General features: G+C 74.3%; 10 protein-coding genes. 4 read left to right on the plus strand and 6 right to left on the minus strand.

Features of this window, described 5'->3' with window-relative positions; all coding sequences use genetic code 11:
* Window positions 1–9 precede the first annotated feature (9 nt).
* Entirely contained in the window at window positions 10–1,062 is a 1,053-nt protein-coding gene (locus tag J2X49_RS07450; protein WP_310124485.1) for a glycosyltransferase family 1 protein, read from the minus strand.
* Window positions 1,063–1,239: 177 nt separating this feature from the next.
* Between J2X49_RS07450 and J2X49_RS07455 the strand changes: the two genes are divergently transcribed.
* The 3 genes from J2X49_RS07455 to J2X49_RS07465 are packed head-to-tail and all read left to right on the plus strand — an operon-like array spanning window position 1,240 to window position 6,826.
* A complete protein-coding gene (locus tag J2X49_RS07455) occupies window positions 1,240–1,947 on the plus strand; it encodes a hypothetical protein (protein ID WP_310124488.1) in 708 nt (235 codons plus the stop codon).
* Window positions 1,948–1,962: 15 nt separating this feature from the next.
* Complete coding sequence (locus J2X49_RS07460) at window positions 1,963–5,484, plus strand: PKD domain-containing protein (RefSeq protein WP_310124490.1); 3,522 nt, start codon at window positions 1,963–1,965, stop codon at window positions 5,482–5,484.
* A gap of 55 nt (window positions 5,485–5,539) precedes the next feature.
* Complete coding sequence (locus J2X49_RS07465) at window positions 5,540–6,826, plus strand: hypothetical protein (protein ID WP_310124493.1); 1,287 nt, start codon at window positions 5,540–5,542, stop codon at window positions 6,824–6,826.
* Here J2X49_RS07465 and J2X49_RS07470 read toward each other — a convergent pair.
* From J2X49_RS07470 to J2X49_RS07480, 3 genes are read right to left on the minus strand one after another with little or no spacing between them, the layout of a single operon-like run.
* Entirely contained in the window at window positions 6,765–8,255 is a 1,491-nt protein-coding gene (locus tag J2X49_RS07470) for a lipopolysaccharide biosynthesis protein (RefSeq protein ID WP_310124496.1), read from the minus strand. The genes J2X49_RS07465 and J2X49_RS07470 overlap by 62 nt on opposite strands.
* Entirely contained in the window at window positions 8,252–9,466 is a 1,215-nt protein-coding gene (locus J2X49_RS07475; RefSeq protein ID WP_310124497.1) for a Coenzyme F420 hydrogenase/dehydrogenase, beta subunit C-terminal domain, read from the minus strand. The genes J2X49_RS07470 and J2X49_RS07475 overlap by 4 nt, the downstream gene beginning before the upstream one ends.
* Window positions 9,463–10,533: a polysaccharide pyruvyl transferase family protein gene (locus J2X49_RS07480; RefSeq protein ID WP_310124499.1), complete on the minus strand. Its 1,071-nt coding sequence runs from the start codon at window positions 10,531–10,533 to the stop codon at window positions 9,463–9,465. Before J2X49_RS07480 ends, J2X49_RS07475 begins: the two co-directional genes overlap by 4 nt.
* Window positions 10,534–10,739: 206 nt before the next feature.
* On the opposite strand from J2X49_RS07480, the gene J2X49_RS07485 reads away from it, so the two are divergent.
* Window positions 10,740–12,170 (plus strand): polysaccharide biosynthesis tyrosine autokinase, encoded by a 1,431-nt coding sequence (locus J2X49_RS07485; protein WP_310124502.1) that lies wholly within the window; start codon window positions 10,740–10,742, stop codon window positions 12,168–12,170.
* Here the strand turns inward: J2X49_RS07485 and J2X49_RS07490 are convergent.
* Both J2X49_RS07490 and J2X49_RS07495 read right to left on the minus strand, forming a co-directional pair.
* Entirely contained in the window at window positions 12,150–13,166 is a 1,017-nt protein-coding gene (locus J2X49_RS07490; RefSeq protein WP_310124504.1) for a hypothetical protein, read from the minus strand. The two genes, J2X49_RS07485 and J2X49_RS07490, sit on opposite strands and share 21 nt — an antisense overlap.
* On the minus strand, window positions 13,163–14,347 hold the full coding sequence (locus J2X49_RS07495) for a glycosyltransferase (protein WP_310124505.1): 1,185 nt from the start codon (window positions 14,345–14,347) through the stop codon (window positions 13,163–13,165). Before J2X49_RS07495 ends, J2X49_RS07490 begins: the two co-directional genes overlap by 4 nt.
* Window positions 14,348–14,352: the final 5 nt, after the last annotated feature.

The following is a 14,352-nucleotide window of genomic DNA, read 5'->3' on the forward strand; positions in this document are numbered from 1 at the left end:
AGGCGAGCGTCAGACGATCGCGGCCCGCAGCGAGCGCGCGGCCGAGGCCCAGGTGAAGCGTCGCAGGACGTCCTCGACCGCGGCCGGCTCGGGCCGGTGGCCCCATGCCGCGTCGATGGCCGTGGCCACCGCGTCGGCATCGAGCGGATCCACGAACACCGCGCATCCGCCCACGGTCTCGCGGAACACCGGGATGTCGCTGGCGATGAGCGGCGAGCCGAACCGGACCGCCTCGAGGCACGGCATGCCGAACCCCTCGTCGAGGCTGAGCGACACCGTCACGGCGGCGTGCGCGTAGAGCCACGCGAGTTCCTCGTCGGGCACGGGGCCCAGCATCAGGATGCTGCCGTCGTCGAGCAGCGGGCGCGCCTCCTCCGGCACCGCGGAGCCGACTCCGGAGTGGGCGTCGCCGCCGACGATGCAGAGCGGCCTCGCGGAGGTGATGCGCGACGATCGCGCGGCCGCCGCCATCACGGTCTCGAGGTTCTTCCGCACGTTGAGGCGGCCGACGGAGACGGCGAAGGCGGTGCCCTCGGCGATCGCCGGCGGGCGCCGGCCCTCGACCTCGAGCCCCGGCGGGATGCCGAGCCCGGTCACGACCGGCGCCGCCAGGGACGGCGCGTGGCGCCGGATCCGGGCCGCCTCGGTGCGGGTCGAGGTCGCCACGACCGACGCGTCCGCCGCCCATGGCAGCATCGGCGCGAAGTACAGCCGCTCCCGCCTCGAGAACCACTCCGGGTGCTCGGCGAACATCGCATCGTGGATGAACACGACCGACCGGCCGGAGGCGGGGGTGTAGTTGTGCACGACCGCGACGTCGGCGCCCGTGCGGCGCGCGAGCCGCGGCAGCTCCCAGCGGTTGGAGAGCGCGTGGGGCCACAGGCGCGTGCGGGCGACGATCCCGCCCGCGGGCAGCCCGCTCGCCTCCGCGTCCGAGCGGAGCGCGACGACCGGCTCGTCCTCCGGGAACTCCTGCGCCCAGGCGCGGATGAGCTCCCGTTGCACGGTGCGGTTCGCGTGCGGCCCCTGATGCCACCAGTAGCCGTCGAAGAGGATGCGCATCGGTCTCCATGCTGGTCGGTCGAGCCGTCGCGCTCGAGCGGCGAACGCCGCCTTGTGCAGATCTTAGGGGAGTCCGACAGCGTGGAATAACGGCGTTATGGCTACGCTCGTGGGTGACGGCAGCCCCGGCGACGCATCGCGACCCGGCGTGGCTGCATCGCGAGGGAAGTGGGCCACATGGACCGGCAGCCGGGCGCAGCGCGGATGCGGCGATGGGCGGCGCCCGTCGCGGTCGCGGGCCTCGCGGCGGCGCTCGCCCTCGGCCTCGCCGGTTGCGGTCCCGCCGTCGACCCGGCCGCATCCGGCCCGCCGGCCTCCGATCCCGTCGGCAGCAGCAGCCCGCCGAGCGCCGCGGCCACCCCGGCTCCCTCGACCCCCGCATCGACGCCCGCGCCCGCAGGGCCGCCGGCCCCGGTCCCCAGCGCGACGATGGTGCCGGCACCCGCACCGAGCGGCCCGCCCGCCGCCGCGCCGGTGACGGCTCCGTCGCTGCCCACCACCGCCGCCTCGCTCGACGAGGAGGTCGCCTTCGACACCGGCATGACGGTGGAGGTCGTGGCGATGCGCGTCATCCAGGTCACCGCCGAGACCCCGGGCGAGGTCGACGGTCCGGCCCTCGTGGTCGAGGTGGAGGCGCGCAACGGCTCCGCCTCGGCGCAGTCGGTCGACTCCGCGGTCGTCACCGTCGAGACCGCCGACGGCGATCTCGGCATCGGCACGACCGCAGGCTCCCCGTCGCCGCTCGCCGGCGTCGTCGCCCCCGGGCAGACGTCGACGGGCACCTACGTCTTCATGCTCGATCCGGCCTCCGGCCGCGACGTCACGGTCACCATCAACTACGCCGCGGGCGAACCGGTCGCGGTCTTCACCGGAACGACTCCCTGAGAGATGGGTCCTGCCATGCACATCCGACGTCCCCTCCGCTCCGCGATGCTCGCGCTCGGCGCGGGCATCGCCACCGGCGCGATGCTGGTCTCCGGCCTGACGGTCGTCGGCGCCGCCGAGGTCCCGCCCGGTCCGGTGACGCTGCAGCAGCGCGACGACGACGTGGTCACCGCCGATCCGCTGCCGACGGTGCAGATCGACAAGGGCTACGTCTGGTCGCAGGCGATGATCGGCAACACGGTCTACGCCGTGGGCAGCTTCGCCAACGCGCGCGCGCCCCTCGCGGCACCCGGCACGAACCTCACGCCGCGCAGCAACATCCTCGCCTACGACATCCGGACGGGGAACCTGCTGCCCTTCGCCCCGCAGGTGAACGGGGTCATCAAGGGCGTCGCCGCCTCGCCCGACGGCTCGCGCATCTACATCGGCGGCTCCTTCAGCTCGGTCAACGGCCAGACCCGGTGGAACTTCGCGGCGCTCGACGCCGCCACGGGTCAGCTCGTGCCCGGGTTCGCCCCGGCGATCGGCGGCACCGGCGTCTACGGCATCGCCGTGCGGGCCGACACCGTCTACCTGACCGGGCTCTTCAGCCAGGCGAACGGCGTCGCGCGGCAGAACCTCGCGGCCTTCGCGACCTCCAACGGCGCGCTGCGCCCGTGGGCTCCCACGACCGACCGGCAGGGCGACGCGATCGTGGTGGAGCCAGGCGGCGCCAAGATCATCGTCGGTGGCCGCTTCTACCTGACCAACGGCGTCGTGCAGCGCGGCCTCGCTGCCATCGATCCGGTCTCGGGCGCACTCGACTCCGGGTGGCTCGCCCCCAAGACCGTCATCAACGGATGGTCGGGGACCACGAACGCGGGACGCGCGGGCATCTTCGCCCTGGCCACCGACGCCACGGGCGTCTACGGCACCGGCTGGGTCTACGCGAACACCACCGTCGGCAACCTCGAGGGCGTGTTCGCCGCAGAGGCCGGCTCCGGTGCGATCCGCTGGATCGCCGACTGCCACGGCGACCACTACGGCGTGTTCTCGACCGGGGTGACGGTCTACGCCACGAGCCACACGCATCAGTGCGACACCGTCGGGCTCGCGCCCGAGCTCAGCCCCCGCACCTACCGGTACGTCGAGGCGTTCTCCGCCACCGCCGAGGGCACGCTCACGCGCTCGCCGAGCGTCAGCTCGATCTACAAGGACTGGAGCGGCTACCCGGCGCCCGAGCCGACCGCCTGGTACCCCGACTTCACGATCGGCCGGACGTCGGGCCTCAACCAGGCCGGCCTCCACATCACCGGCACGGGCGACTTCATCGCGATCGCGGGCGAGTTCACGAGCGTGAACAACCAGCGGTACGAGGGCATCGTGCGCTTCTCCACCTCGCCGCCCAACGGCCCGCGGCAGGGGCCGCGCATCGCCGCTGCGGCGTGGGGCGCGCCGAGCGCGTCGTCGGTCGTCGCCGGTCGCGTGCGCATCTCGATGCCCGGCAACTGGGATCGGGACGACCGCGACCTCACGTACGAGCTGCGCCGCTCCGGCACAGCGGGCGTCGTGACGTCGCGCATCGTCCCGTCGAGCTGGTGGTCGCAGCCCCGTGTGCTGTTCGACGACACCGGGCTGACACCGGGCGCGACCTACACCTACACGGTGCGCGCCGTCGACGGCGACGGCAACGGCGTCACGAGCCAGTCCACCACGGTGACGGTCGCGGCGGGCGAGTCGTCCGCCTACGCCGACCGCGTGCTCGACGACGGAGCCACCCTCTACTACCCGCTCGGCAGCATCCGCTCCGACTGGACCGGGGGCGCCGCCCCGCTGTTCGGCAGCGGCGTCTCGAACGCCTCGCCGGGCGCCGTGCCGGGCGTGACCGGTCAGACGGCGTCGGACTTCAACGGCACCACGAACGGCCGGGTCTCCTCGGCCACGAGCGGGCGGCCGGGCTCCGCGTTCTCGGTGGAGCTGTGGTTCAACTCGACCACCACGAGGGGCGGCAAGCTCATCGGCCTCGGCAGCGCGCAGACGGGATCGTCGAGCAGCTACGACCGCCACGTCTACATGCGCAACGACGGGCGGCTCACGTTCGGCGTCTACCCGGGGCAGGTCAGGACGGTCACCTCGGGCGCCGCCTACAACGACGGCCAGTGGCACCACGTGGTCGCGACCCAGAGCTCGGGCGGCATCGCGCTCTACGTCGACGGCGTGCGCGTGGCGCAGGATGCGTCGGTGACCTCCGCGCAGACCTACACCGGGTTCTGGCGCATCGGCGGCGACAACCTCGGCAGCTGGCCGAGCGCGCCCTCGTCGGCGTACTTCGAGGGTCTGATCGACGAGGTGGCGGTCTACGAGACGGCACTCACCGACGTGCAGGTGCAGCAGCACCACGCCGTCGGCGAGGGCCAGGAGGCGCCGACGGCGCAGTTCCAGTCGACGACCGCGAACCTGCGCGTCGATGTGAACGGCTCCGGATCGACGGCCGACGAGGGCGCGACGATCGCGTCGTACCGCTGGGACTTCGGCGACGGCACGCCGGTGGCGAGCGGCGTCACGGCGTCGCACACCTACGGCGCCGCCGGCACGTACCCGATCACCCTGACGGTGACGGACAGCCGCGGCATCAGCGACACCGAGACGCGGAGCGTGACCGTCCAGGCGGCGAACGCGGTGCCCACCGCGTCGTTCACTGCCTCGGCGTCGGCGCTCTCCATCGCGGTGGACGCCTCGGCGTCGACCGACCCGGACGGCACCATCGGCTCGTACAGCTGGGACTGGGGCGACGGCACCGCCGACGGCTCGGGGCGCACCGCCACGCACGGCTACGGGACCGCGGGGACCTACACGGTGACCCTCACCGTCACCGACGACCGCGGCGCATCCGACACCGCGACCCGCTCGGTCACCGTCACCGCGCCGCAGCCCGCGCAGTTCGTCGCGGCGGACGACTTCTCGCGCACGGTGGCGCAGGGATGGGGCACCGCCGACATCGGCGGAGGCTGGACCCTGCAGAGCGGCACCGCCGCGCCGACCTCCGTCTCCGCGGGAGCCGGCCGGATGGCACTGCCGGCCGGCTCGACCCGCAACATGATGCTCGCCGGTGTCTCGGCCAGCGACGTGCGCGTCTCGGTGAACCTGAGCCTCGCCGAGGCGCCGGCCTCCGGGAACGCCTACGCCGGATTGCTGCTGCGCTCGACCTCCGCCGGCGACTACCGGGTGCGCACGTGGCTGCGCGACAACGGCACCGTCTGGCTGGTGCTGCAGCACGGCACGACCGTGCTGCGCACCTACCAGGTGCCGGGCATCACGAGGGCGGCAGGCGACACCTTCACCCTCGAGGTCGAGGTCACCGGCTCGTCGTCGACCACGATGTCGGCGAGCCTGTGGCGCACCGGCACGCCCCGGCCGAGCGGCTGGCAGACCTCGGTGACCGACACCGCCGGCTCCAACACGGTGGGCGCGATCGGCATCCACGCCAACCGTGCCGGCGCCGCCACCTCGACCGGGCAGTTCTCGTTCGACGCCGTGCGGGTGACCGACCTCGGCTGATCGGTGAGGCGCCGGATACGGTTGGCCCCGTGAGCCGGCCGAGCCAGGAGCGACGATGACCGCATCGCTGCTCCTGGTCTCGCTCGGCCTCGTCGGCGGGCTCGTCATGCTCCTGCTGCTGCGGGCGAGCCCGCGGGCGACGGTCGTCGCCTGGACCCTCGCGCTCTTCTTCGTGCCGATCTGGGTCGGCGCATCCGTCGGCTTCTTCTGGGCGGCGATCACGCTCCTCACGCTCGCGGCGATCGTCGCGAGCATCTCGGATGTGCGCCTGCGAGCAGTCGACGGCGCCGTCGCCGGCTTCGCCCTGCTGGTCGTCGCCCTGCACGCGCTGCAGCTCGCCACGCTTTCGGCGACCGTCATCGCCCTGCTGCAGTGGGTCGTGCCCTACGTGTGGGGCAGGCTGGTGCTCGAGCGCGTCGGCGCCGACTTCATGACCCGCACGCTCGCCGCCGTCGCGACCGCGGCTGCGGTGCTCGCGCTCGTGGAGTTCGCGACGGGCACGAACGCCTTCGTGCTGATCCCCGGCTCCGGCCCGGTCGCGGAGTGGTCGCCGCTGCAGCCGCGCGGGGCGTTCCTGCGGGCCGAGGGCGCATTCGGCCACTCGATCGCCCTCGGAGCGTCGCTCGCGATGGCGTGCTCGTGCGTGATCGCCTCGCGCTGGCGAGCGCCCGTGGTGCTGCTCGCGCTCGTCGCCGTCGTCGGCGCCATCGTCGTGACGTTCAGCCGCATCGGCCTCATCACCGCCGCGATCACGATCGCGCTGAGCCTCGTGGCGCTGCCGGGCATCCGCCGGGGGGTCCGCGCGGGGATCGTGGGCGGCGGGGCGCTCGCCGTCGCGCTGCTCGTGCCCTTCCTCGACGCGGTCTTCGTCGAGGCCGGCGACGAGGCCGGCGGCAGCGCCGAGTACCGCTCCGGCCTGCTCGCGCTCGTGCCGGAGATCCAGCTGCTCGGCAGCGCCGGCGACTGGACCAACAGGGTCGTCGAGGGGGCATACCTCGGCACGTACTCGCAGTCGGTCGACAACACCCTCCTGCTCATCGCGCTGCGCTTCGGCTGGGTGCCGACCGCGCTCGTGGCGCTCGCCTTCGCCGGCGTCGTCGTGACGGTGCTCCGCGGTCGCGGCAACCCCGCCGCGATCGCGGTCGTCGCGCAGCTGCCGGCGCTCTTCGCCGTCGCCCTCATCACGCAGTACGGCATGCTGCTGTGGTTCCTGCTCGGCCTCGCGGTCTCGTGGCCCGCCCGGGAGCCGGACGCCCGGGAGCATGCCGCAGATCGCGACCTCAGCGCGGCGCTGCGCCCGACTCGCCTGCCGGGCGTCGGCGCCGCACCATCAGTCGCGTGAACGCGGCCAGCGAGCGAGCGTCGCGCCGGTACGCGGGCACCACGAGCGCGATCGAGGCGAGTGCCAGCCCTGCTGCTGCGCCGACCCCCGCCTCCGCCCACCATCCAGCCGAAGCGACCGCCTGACCGGTCGCCCACGCACCGAGGCCGGCGACCGACGCGACCGCGACGATGCGGGCCGCGCCGAGGTAGAGCTGCCGGGTCGGCATCGGCGTGACGCGCGAGAGCCATGCGAGGGAGATCGGCCAGGCGATCGCGGGGTGCACGGCGAAGGCGATCGCGACGCCCACGATGCCGAAGAACGACCCGACGACGATGCAGACGATCTTGATCGCGGCGGTCACGAGCGTGTACCGCAGCAGCTGCCCTCCGAGCCCTCGCGCGACGTAGACCCAGTAGCCGACGTAGGCGAGCGTCGTGAGCAGGCCGGCGATGGCGAACATGCGCAGGAGCGGCGAGGCCGGCAGCCACGGCTCGCCGAGCATGATCGCCACCACGGGCTCGGCGAGCCCGGCGAGCAGCGCGAGCGGGATGCCGAGCACGTACCCGAGCGCCAGCTGGGCCGCGACGACGGCGCTCTCGAACCGCGGCGCGTCCTGCTGCAGCCGCGACAGCAGCGGGAGCGCCACCGACTGGAGCGGCGAGCGCACCTGGCCGAGCGGCGTCATCACGAGCTGGTAGGCGCGGTTGTACAGGCCCAGCGGCGCGGTGCCGAACCGGAGGCCGACGAGCACCGTGTCGATCTGCCGTGCCGCGTACTGCACCAGGCTCGACGCGACGAGGCTGCCGCCGAAGGTGACCATCGTGCGCACGCTGTGCGCACGGGAGTAGCGGCCCGGCAGCCAGCGGCCGGCGATGAGCACGCCGACGAGCCCGATGAGCCCGTTGGTGAGCTGCTGCACCACGAGCGCCCAGTAGCCGGCGCCGAGCGCGGCCGCGGCGATGGCGAGGGCGAGGGCGAGCGCTGCGGCAGCGACGTCGACGATCGCGAGCGGTCGCAGCCGCAGCTGCCGCATGAGCCCCGCTCGATGCTGCGAGGCGAGCCCGTTCAGCAGGAACAGCACCGACAGCCACTGCGCCATGCCCACGATCTCGGGCTCGCCGGTGATCGAGCCGAGCGCCCAGGAGGCGAGCACCATGGCCGTTGCGAGGCCCAGGCCGATGGCGGAGTTCAGCCAGAAGAGGTTGTCGCGCTGGCCGTCGGAGAGGTGCGGCGCCTGGATCGACGCGGAGGTCAGGCCGAAGTCGCGGAGGATCTCGCCGAGACCGACCAGCACGAGCACCATCGCCAGCATGCCGAAGTCGTGCGGGCTCAGCAGGCGGGCGAGCACCACCACGGAGACGAGCTGCAGCACGATGCGCGCACCTTGCGCCATCAGGGTGAAGAGCGCGCCGCGTGCGGCATCGTGCGCGAGCGAGGAGGACGTCATCGCCCCTGCTCCGCCCGGACGCGCCGGAAGGTGCCGCGCAGCACCCGCAGCCCCGTGCGTGGCGATGCGAGCGTCAGCGCGAGCAGCTGGAACCCCGGGTAGCGGGGCGGCCGGCGCCCGGCGAGCGCCGAGCCCCAGAGCCGCGCCCGGAGGAACCTCCGGCGCTGCGTCTGCAGCGGCTGGGCTGCGGCGAGGGCTCTCATGTCGAGCGGCGCGAGCTCGAGCACGCCGGCGGCCGCGGCGTCGAGCACGGCGCGGCGGCCGCGCGCGGTGCGCGCGATGAGCGCGCTCGTCCCGTCGCCGTCGGCGAAGGACGGGTAGCCGTGCTCGTCGGCCTCCCAGGCATCCGCCGACACGACGTCGGCGGCCTCGCCCACGCCATCCGCGCACACCTTGCAGCGCCACTGCGTCGTCGGGCCGAGGACGGAGCCCCACGACTCCTCGTAGTCCGCGGAGACCTCGCGCCCGCCGGCCCGCGCGCGGAAGCGGCCGGGCCAGCCGAGCCCGCGATAGCGGAGCGCGGTCACGGGCTCATCGGCCTGCACGCCGAGCTGCCGCAGCAGCTCGTCGGTCGCGCGCTGGCTCGGGGTCCCGGCGCAGAAGAACGACAGCAGCAGGGGCGGCTCCCCGGGCACGAGGTCCGCGGCCGCCTGCCGGAGCGCAGACACCTCGCACGGCTTGGCGCACACGGCGCTGCCGGGCCGGAGCACGTCCGGGGAGTCGAGGGCGGCGACGGGCGCGTAGCGAGAGCCCGCCGCGCGCAGCGCGTCGGTGCGGCTCACGATCGTGACGGGCACGGTCCGCCGCGGCTCGGCCGCGTCCGCCGCAGCCCCGGTGACGCGAGCCGCTCTGCCGCTCGCCACGAGCCAGGCGTGCAGCGCGGTGAGCGCTCCGCCGCTGCTGCCCGCGTGGCGCAGCTCCGCATCCGCCGCCCACGCCCGCCACGCGCCCACTTGCGCGCCCAGCAGCGGGTCGCGGGCGGCGCCCGGCGCGGCGTCCGGCGCGCGGACCACGACCCCGGGGCAGCTGCGGCGGAACACCGCCGCGGCGTCGGGGACGGCGCGCGAGGCGCCGACGAGACGCGGCCGAGCGAAGCCCTCGGCGTCGAGCTCCATGCGGAGCGCGGGATCGAGATGCGTGCACAGCCCGCAGCCGGAGCAGGCGCGACGGCCGAGCACGTCGGCGATCTCCTGCTCCAGCGCCGCGCTCATCGCTCCGCCAGCCGCTCGGCGACGGGCTCGAGCATGCGCCGCCCGCGCTCCCGTGCCGCGGCCGCGTCGGCCGCGAGCCCCTGCTCGCGGGAACGGGCCAGCACGGTCGCCGCGACATCCTCGGCGTGCAGCTGCACCACGTGCGGCCACCCGAGCGCGGCCATGAGCGGCGCGAACTTGCGCGAGTACGCCATCGCGACGGCGGGCGTCCCGGTCGAGAGCGCGTTGAGACACGCATGCATGCGCGCGCCGATCACGAGCTGGGCGCCCGCGATCGCCGCGCGCGCATCCTCGAGGCCGGCCGGGATGCGCAGGCCGACGCGCCCGCCGTAGGCCTCGGCGAGCGCCCGGGAGACGGGCACGTCGTTGTCGGCCTTCGCCGAGTCGAGCACGTGCGGCAGCAGCGTCACCGATCGCCCGTCGGCGAGCAGCCCGTCGATCACCGACCGGATGGTCGCCCGGTAGCGCGAGGCGTCGCCGTGCGCGTCGTCCCCCCACAGGAGACCGGAGACGTTGAGCAGCACGTCGTGCGCCTCTCCTCCCGCGGGCTGCGGCAGCGCGAAGGCGAGGTCGCTCGTGATCGCGTCCGGGCGCCGCCCGAGGCGCGCGGCCGCGTCGGCGCTGCGCGAGTCACGGGCGAAGACGAAGCGGCTCCGCCGCAGGCTGCGGCGCGCGAGCAGGCGGCCGCGCGCGGTCCGGAAGGGGCCGATGGTCTGGGGTGCCAGGGCGACGGCCGCTCCCGCCTGCGCCGCGAACTCGTGCACGAGCGACATCGTCACGTGCCGGGGGAGCCCGTAGATGTCGGAGCAGCTGTCACCCGACCTCGTGTCCCACATGAGGTCGAACTGCGCCAGCCAGCGCATCATGCCGAGGCGTCCGAGCGCGCGCTCCGCGAGCAGCGAGCGGTCCGATCCCCACGGGATCTGGGCCGGCCGGCTCCCATAGTTCATCGCGGTGAACTCCGCGGCGGGCCAGACGCGGCGCAGCAGGGCGACGGAGCCCTGCTCGAGCGCGCGGACGCCGAGGTTGGGGGAGGAGTCGTCTGCCCACGCGATCAGGACTCGCATCGCATCCTCCTCGTCTTGCCCGAGCGGCGGCTCAGCGTCGTCCGACTCGCGGGCCGCGTGACGGGTCCTGCTGGGGAAACGATAGCCGTGGCCGGGGTCGAAGTCGGCCCCGCCGTGGGTAGTCTCTCCGACATGAGGCTCATGCTCCTGCGCGAGGGCGTCCTCATCGCGCGCCCGGGGCGCGCTGCCGCGATCGGTGCGCCGGCATGACCGCCTCCGAGCCGGCGCAGTGGACGCTGGGCCACGTCTGGGAGGCGCTGCGCAAGTTCTGGGCGCTCGTGGCCGGCCTCACCGTGCTCGGCGGTGCGGCGGGGTACCTCGTGTCGTCCTCGGTCGAGCCGGAGTTCCAGGCGCGGGCGTCGCTCTACTTCGCGCTGAACCAGGGCACCTCGGGAGCCGACCTCAACCAGGGCTCCGCCTACACGCAGAACCAGATGCTGTCGTTCGCGAGGCTCGCGACCTCGTCGCGGGTGCTGGAGCCCGTGATCGAGCGGCTCGCACTCGGGACGACCCCTCGCGATCTGGCGCGATCGATCGCCATCACGATCCCGCAGGACACGGTCATCCTCGACGTCACGGCCACCTCGACCGATCCCGACCGAGCCGCGGAGATCGCCAACACCGTCTCGGACGAGCTGGCCGCGGTCGTGCAGGAGGTCGCGGCGGAGAGCACCGACGGTGCCGCGACGATCAGCGCCTCGGTGATCGACGACGCCGTGCCGCCGGAGGTGCAGTCCGTGCCGAACAAGCCGCGCGACGCGCTGCTCGCGGCGGCCGTCGGCTTCCTCGTCGGCGCGCTCGCCGCCTTCGTCGCGACCATGGCCGATACGCGGGTCCGCAACGAGGCCGCGGTGGCGCGCGTCACGAACCTGCCGGTGCTCGGCGCGGTCACGAGGACGAAGCGCGCGGGAGCCGCGGGCCTCATCGTCGCGCGGGAGCCCCACAGCCCGGTGGCGGAGGACATGCGGCGCATCCAGTCCGCGCTCGCCTTCTCGGCGCTCGACGGCCAGTCGCGCCGCCTGCTCATCACCTCGGCGTCCCCGTCGGAGGGCAAGTCGACCTTCTCCGCCAACCTGTCGCTCACGCTCGCGGCGGCCGGCGAGCGCACCCTCATCATCGACGGCGACCTGCGTCGCCCGCGCGTCGCGGAGCTCTTCGGCATCGACGGCGAGGTCGGGCTCACCACGGCACTCTTCGGCAAGGTCAAGCTCGCCGAGGCGGTCGTGCCGTGGCGCGACGACGGCCCCGACGTGCTCACGACCGGCGCGCTGCCGCCCAACCCGGCCGCCGTGCTCACCTCGCTCGCGCTGCGCTCGCTGCTGGACAGCGCCGCGCACCGCTACGACGTCGTGCTCATCGACTCCCCGCCGGTCCTGACGGTCGCCGACTCCAACCTGCTGGCGCCGCTGGTCGACGGCGTGGTCATCGTGGTCGATGCGTCCCGGACCCGGCGTCCGCAGCTCGCGAACACGATCCGCTCGATCGAGTCCGCCGGCGGCAGGATCCTCGGCATCGTGCTCAACAAGGCGCGCACTACGAGCCATCGCGCTGCCTACTACGTGCAGACCCCGCGGCGCACGGCGTGGGGACGCCGGCGGCTCGTGCGGGCCGGTGGCTCACCGGCTGCGGAGGCGTGACAGGCGCTCCGCCGCCCGCGCCCGGCCGACGGCGGGGATGTACCCGAGCCGGAAGCGGCGCACGAAGCGGCGCGCCTCCGGCGCGGTCATGAGCCCCCGCTCGACCCAGAACGCCACGATCCGGTCGGTGGTCGCCCCATCGGCGCGCGCGAGGGCGCGGCGGTGGACGGCGAACCAGGCGGCGCCGCTGTCGCTCGCGTCGCGGATGGCCTCGGCGGCGCCCCGCTCGTCGGCCTTCCGTGGCCACACGAGGGGGGCCCGGATGGGTTCGCCGTCGACGGGCATGCCGGATCCGCGCAGGATGCACCACCCGGAGTAGAGGAAGAACTCGAGGAGCCCTGCGCGCTCGAACTCCTCGCCGAACGGCCGGCCGGAGGTGAGCTCGACGTCGTCCAGCATCCTGCGCGCGTCCTGAGTGCGGATGACGAACGGCGTGGTGGTCGGGGGGAACGCCTCGAGCAGCGAGGCGATCCGGGCGTCGTCGGCGCCGAGGTACCGCAGCGTGCGCTCCAGGTCGGCCCGGAGCGGATGCTCGGTGTACGGGTGGGTCGCGCCGTGCACGCGGCCGTCGGGGCCGACGAAGTCCGCGGCGGAGGCCGCCCCGATCAGGTGGTTCTTCGCGTCGAGGATCACGATGTGCTCGCTCCGGAGGCGGCGGGCGACGAGCAGCTTCGCCGCCTGCTGGCTGCGCCAGCCCTTCGTGCCGCCGTCGACCCCGAGGGCCGAGGTGCGGACGAAGGCGGTGCGCGCCGCGAGCTCCTCGCCCAGCTCGTCGAGCACGGCGCGCTGCGCCGATCTGCCCATGCCGCCCGCGCAGTTGTCGAGCACGACCAGCTCGGCGACGTCGTCGGGCGCGAGGTGCTGCCGGAACGAGCGCGCCTGCAGCCGCAGCAATGGCAGCTCGGGCTCGAACACCACCGTCACGAACGCGAGCCCGGGCTCGACGGCCGGCATCGACGCGCCGTCGGGCCCGCCACCCGCGTGCCTGCCGGTCACAGCAGCACTTCCGGCTGCGCGATCCCCGTGGCCTCCGCCGCGCGCCCTGCCCGCTGCGCGCGACGCCCGAGCGGATGCATCGACGCGCCCGTCGCGAGCTCCTCGGCGAGCCGCTCGTACTCGTCGGCGACGTCCTCCCAGCGGAAGGCGCGCGCAGCGCGCTCGCGGGCGCGCAGGCCCCGCGCGATGACGAGCGGCTCGTCGGCCTCCGCCCGCGCGAGTGCCGCGGCCAGCTGCTCGGGGCCGCGGAAGGTCCACGCGTCGTCGGCGAGCACCTCGCGGTTGAAGTCGACGTCGAAGGCGATCGTCGCGGTGCCGGCGCCCATCGCGCGCAGCAGCGACGGGTTCGTGCCGCCGACCGAGTGCCCGTGCACGTAGGTGTAGGCGTGGGCGTAGAGCGCGTCGAGCAGCTCCTGGTCCCAGATGCCGCCGAGGAGGCGGATTCGGTCGTCGCCGTCGGCCGCGTCGCGCACCGCGCGCGTGTAGTCGGCGCTGTAGGGCGCGGACCCCACGACCGCGAGCGGCAGCCGGGCGCTGCTGCGCCGGTAGCCCTCGACGATCTCGAGCACGTGGTTCTCGGGCTCGAAGCGCGCGACCGCGAGGTGGAAGCGCTCGGCGTCGAGCCCCAGCGCCCGGAGCGGTGCGGTCGAGCAGCGGTGCAGCACCGGCGCGCCATAGCGGATGAGCTCGGTCGGCACCCGGAACTCGCGCAGGTAGTAGTCGGCGATGCCGGGAGCGTCGGCGATGAGCGCGTCGGCGGTGCGCACCGAGCGGGCCTCGGCCCAGCGGTAGTAGGCGCGGCCCGCGCCGCCCCACTTCGCGCGCCGCCACTCGAGCCCGTCGACGTGCACCGCGACGGGGATGCCGCGGGCGCGCAGGAGCGAGACGAACGGCGCGTTCGCGGCGTTGAAGACGAACGCGGCGTCCGGTGGCGGGCCGGCGATCGCGTGCAGCGTCGCGATCCCGGTGCGGCTGAGGGTCTCGAGCTGCTTCACCGGCAGCGACGGCACGTGCACGAGGCGCATGCCGAGGTGCTCGTCGAGGCGCGGATGCGCGCGGTCGCCGTAGACGGTGACCTCATGCCCGCGCGCGGCCAGCCGCGAGCCGATCTCCTCGACGGCCGTCTCGAAGCCGCCGTAGGCGGCGGGGACGCCCCGGGTGCCGAGCATCGCGATGCGCATCGGGG

Source organism: Agrococcus sp. BE272 (assembly GCF_031457935.1).
Classification (GTDB): Bacteria; Actinomycetota; Actinomycetes; order Actinomycetales; family Microbacteriaceae; genus Agrococcus; species Agrococcus sediminis.

Bases quoted from the DNA above. Each gene is read 5' to 3' on its own strand.
- J2X49_RS07450 (WP_310124485.1), bottom strand. From the start codon at position 1,062: ATGCGCATCCTCTTCGACGGCTACTGGTGGCATCAGGGGCCGCACGCG.
- J2X49_RS07455 (WP_310124488.1), top strand. From the start codon at position 1,240: ATGGACCGGCAGCCGGGCGCAGCGCGGATGCGGCGATGGGCGGCGCCC.
- J2X49_RS07460 (WP_310124490.1), top strand. From the start codon at position 1,963: ATGCACATCCGACGTCCCCTCCGCTCCGCGATGCTCGCGCTCGGCGCG.
- J2X49_RS07465 (WP_310124493.1), top strand. From the start codon at position 5,540: ATGACCGCATCGCTGCTCCTGGTCTCGCTCGGCCTCGTCGGCGGGCTC.
- J2X49_RS07470 (WP_310124496.1), bottom strand. From the start codon at position 8,255: ATGACGTCCTCCTCGCTCGCGCACGATGCCGCACGCGGCGCGCTCTTC.
- J2X49_RS07475 (WP_310124497.1), bottom strand. From the start codon at position 9,466: ATGAGCGCGGCGCTGGAGCAGGAGATCGCCGACGTGCTCGGCCGTCGC.
- J2X49_RS07480 (WP_310124499.1), bottom strand. From the start codon at position 10,533: ATGCGAGTCCTGATCGCGTGGGCAGACGACTCCTCCCCCAACCTCGGC.
- J2X49_RS07485 (WP_310124502.1), top strand. From the start codon at position 10,740: ATGACCGCCTCCGAGCCGGCGCAGTGGACGCTGGGCCACGTCTGGGAG.
- J2X49_RS07495 (WP_310124505.1), bottom strand. From the start codon at position 14,347: ATGCGCATCGCGATGCTCGGCACCCGGGGCGTCCCCGCCGCCTACGGC.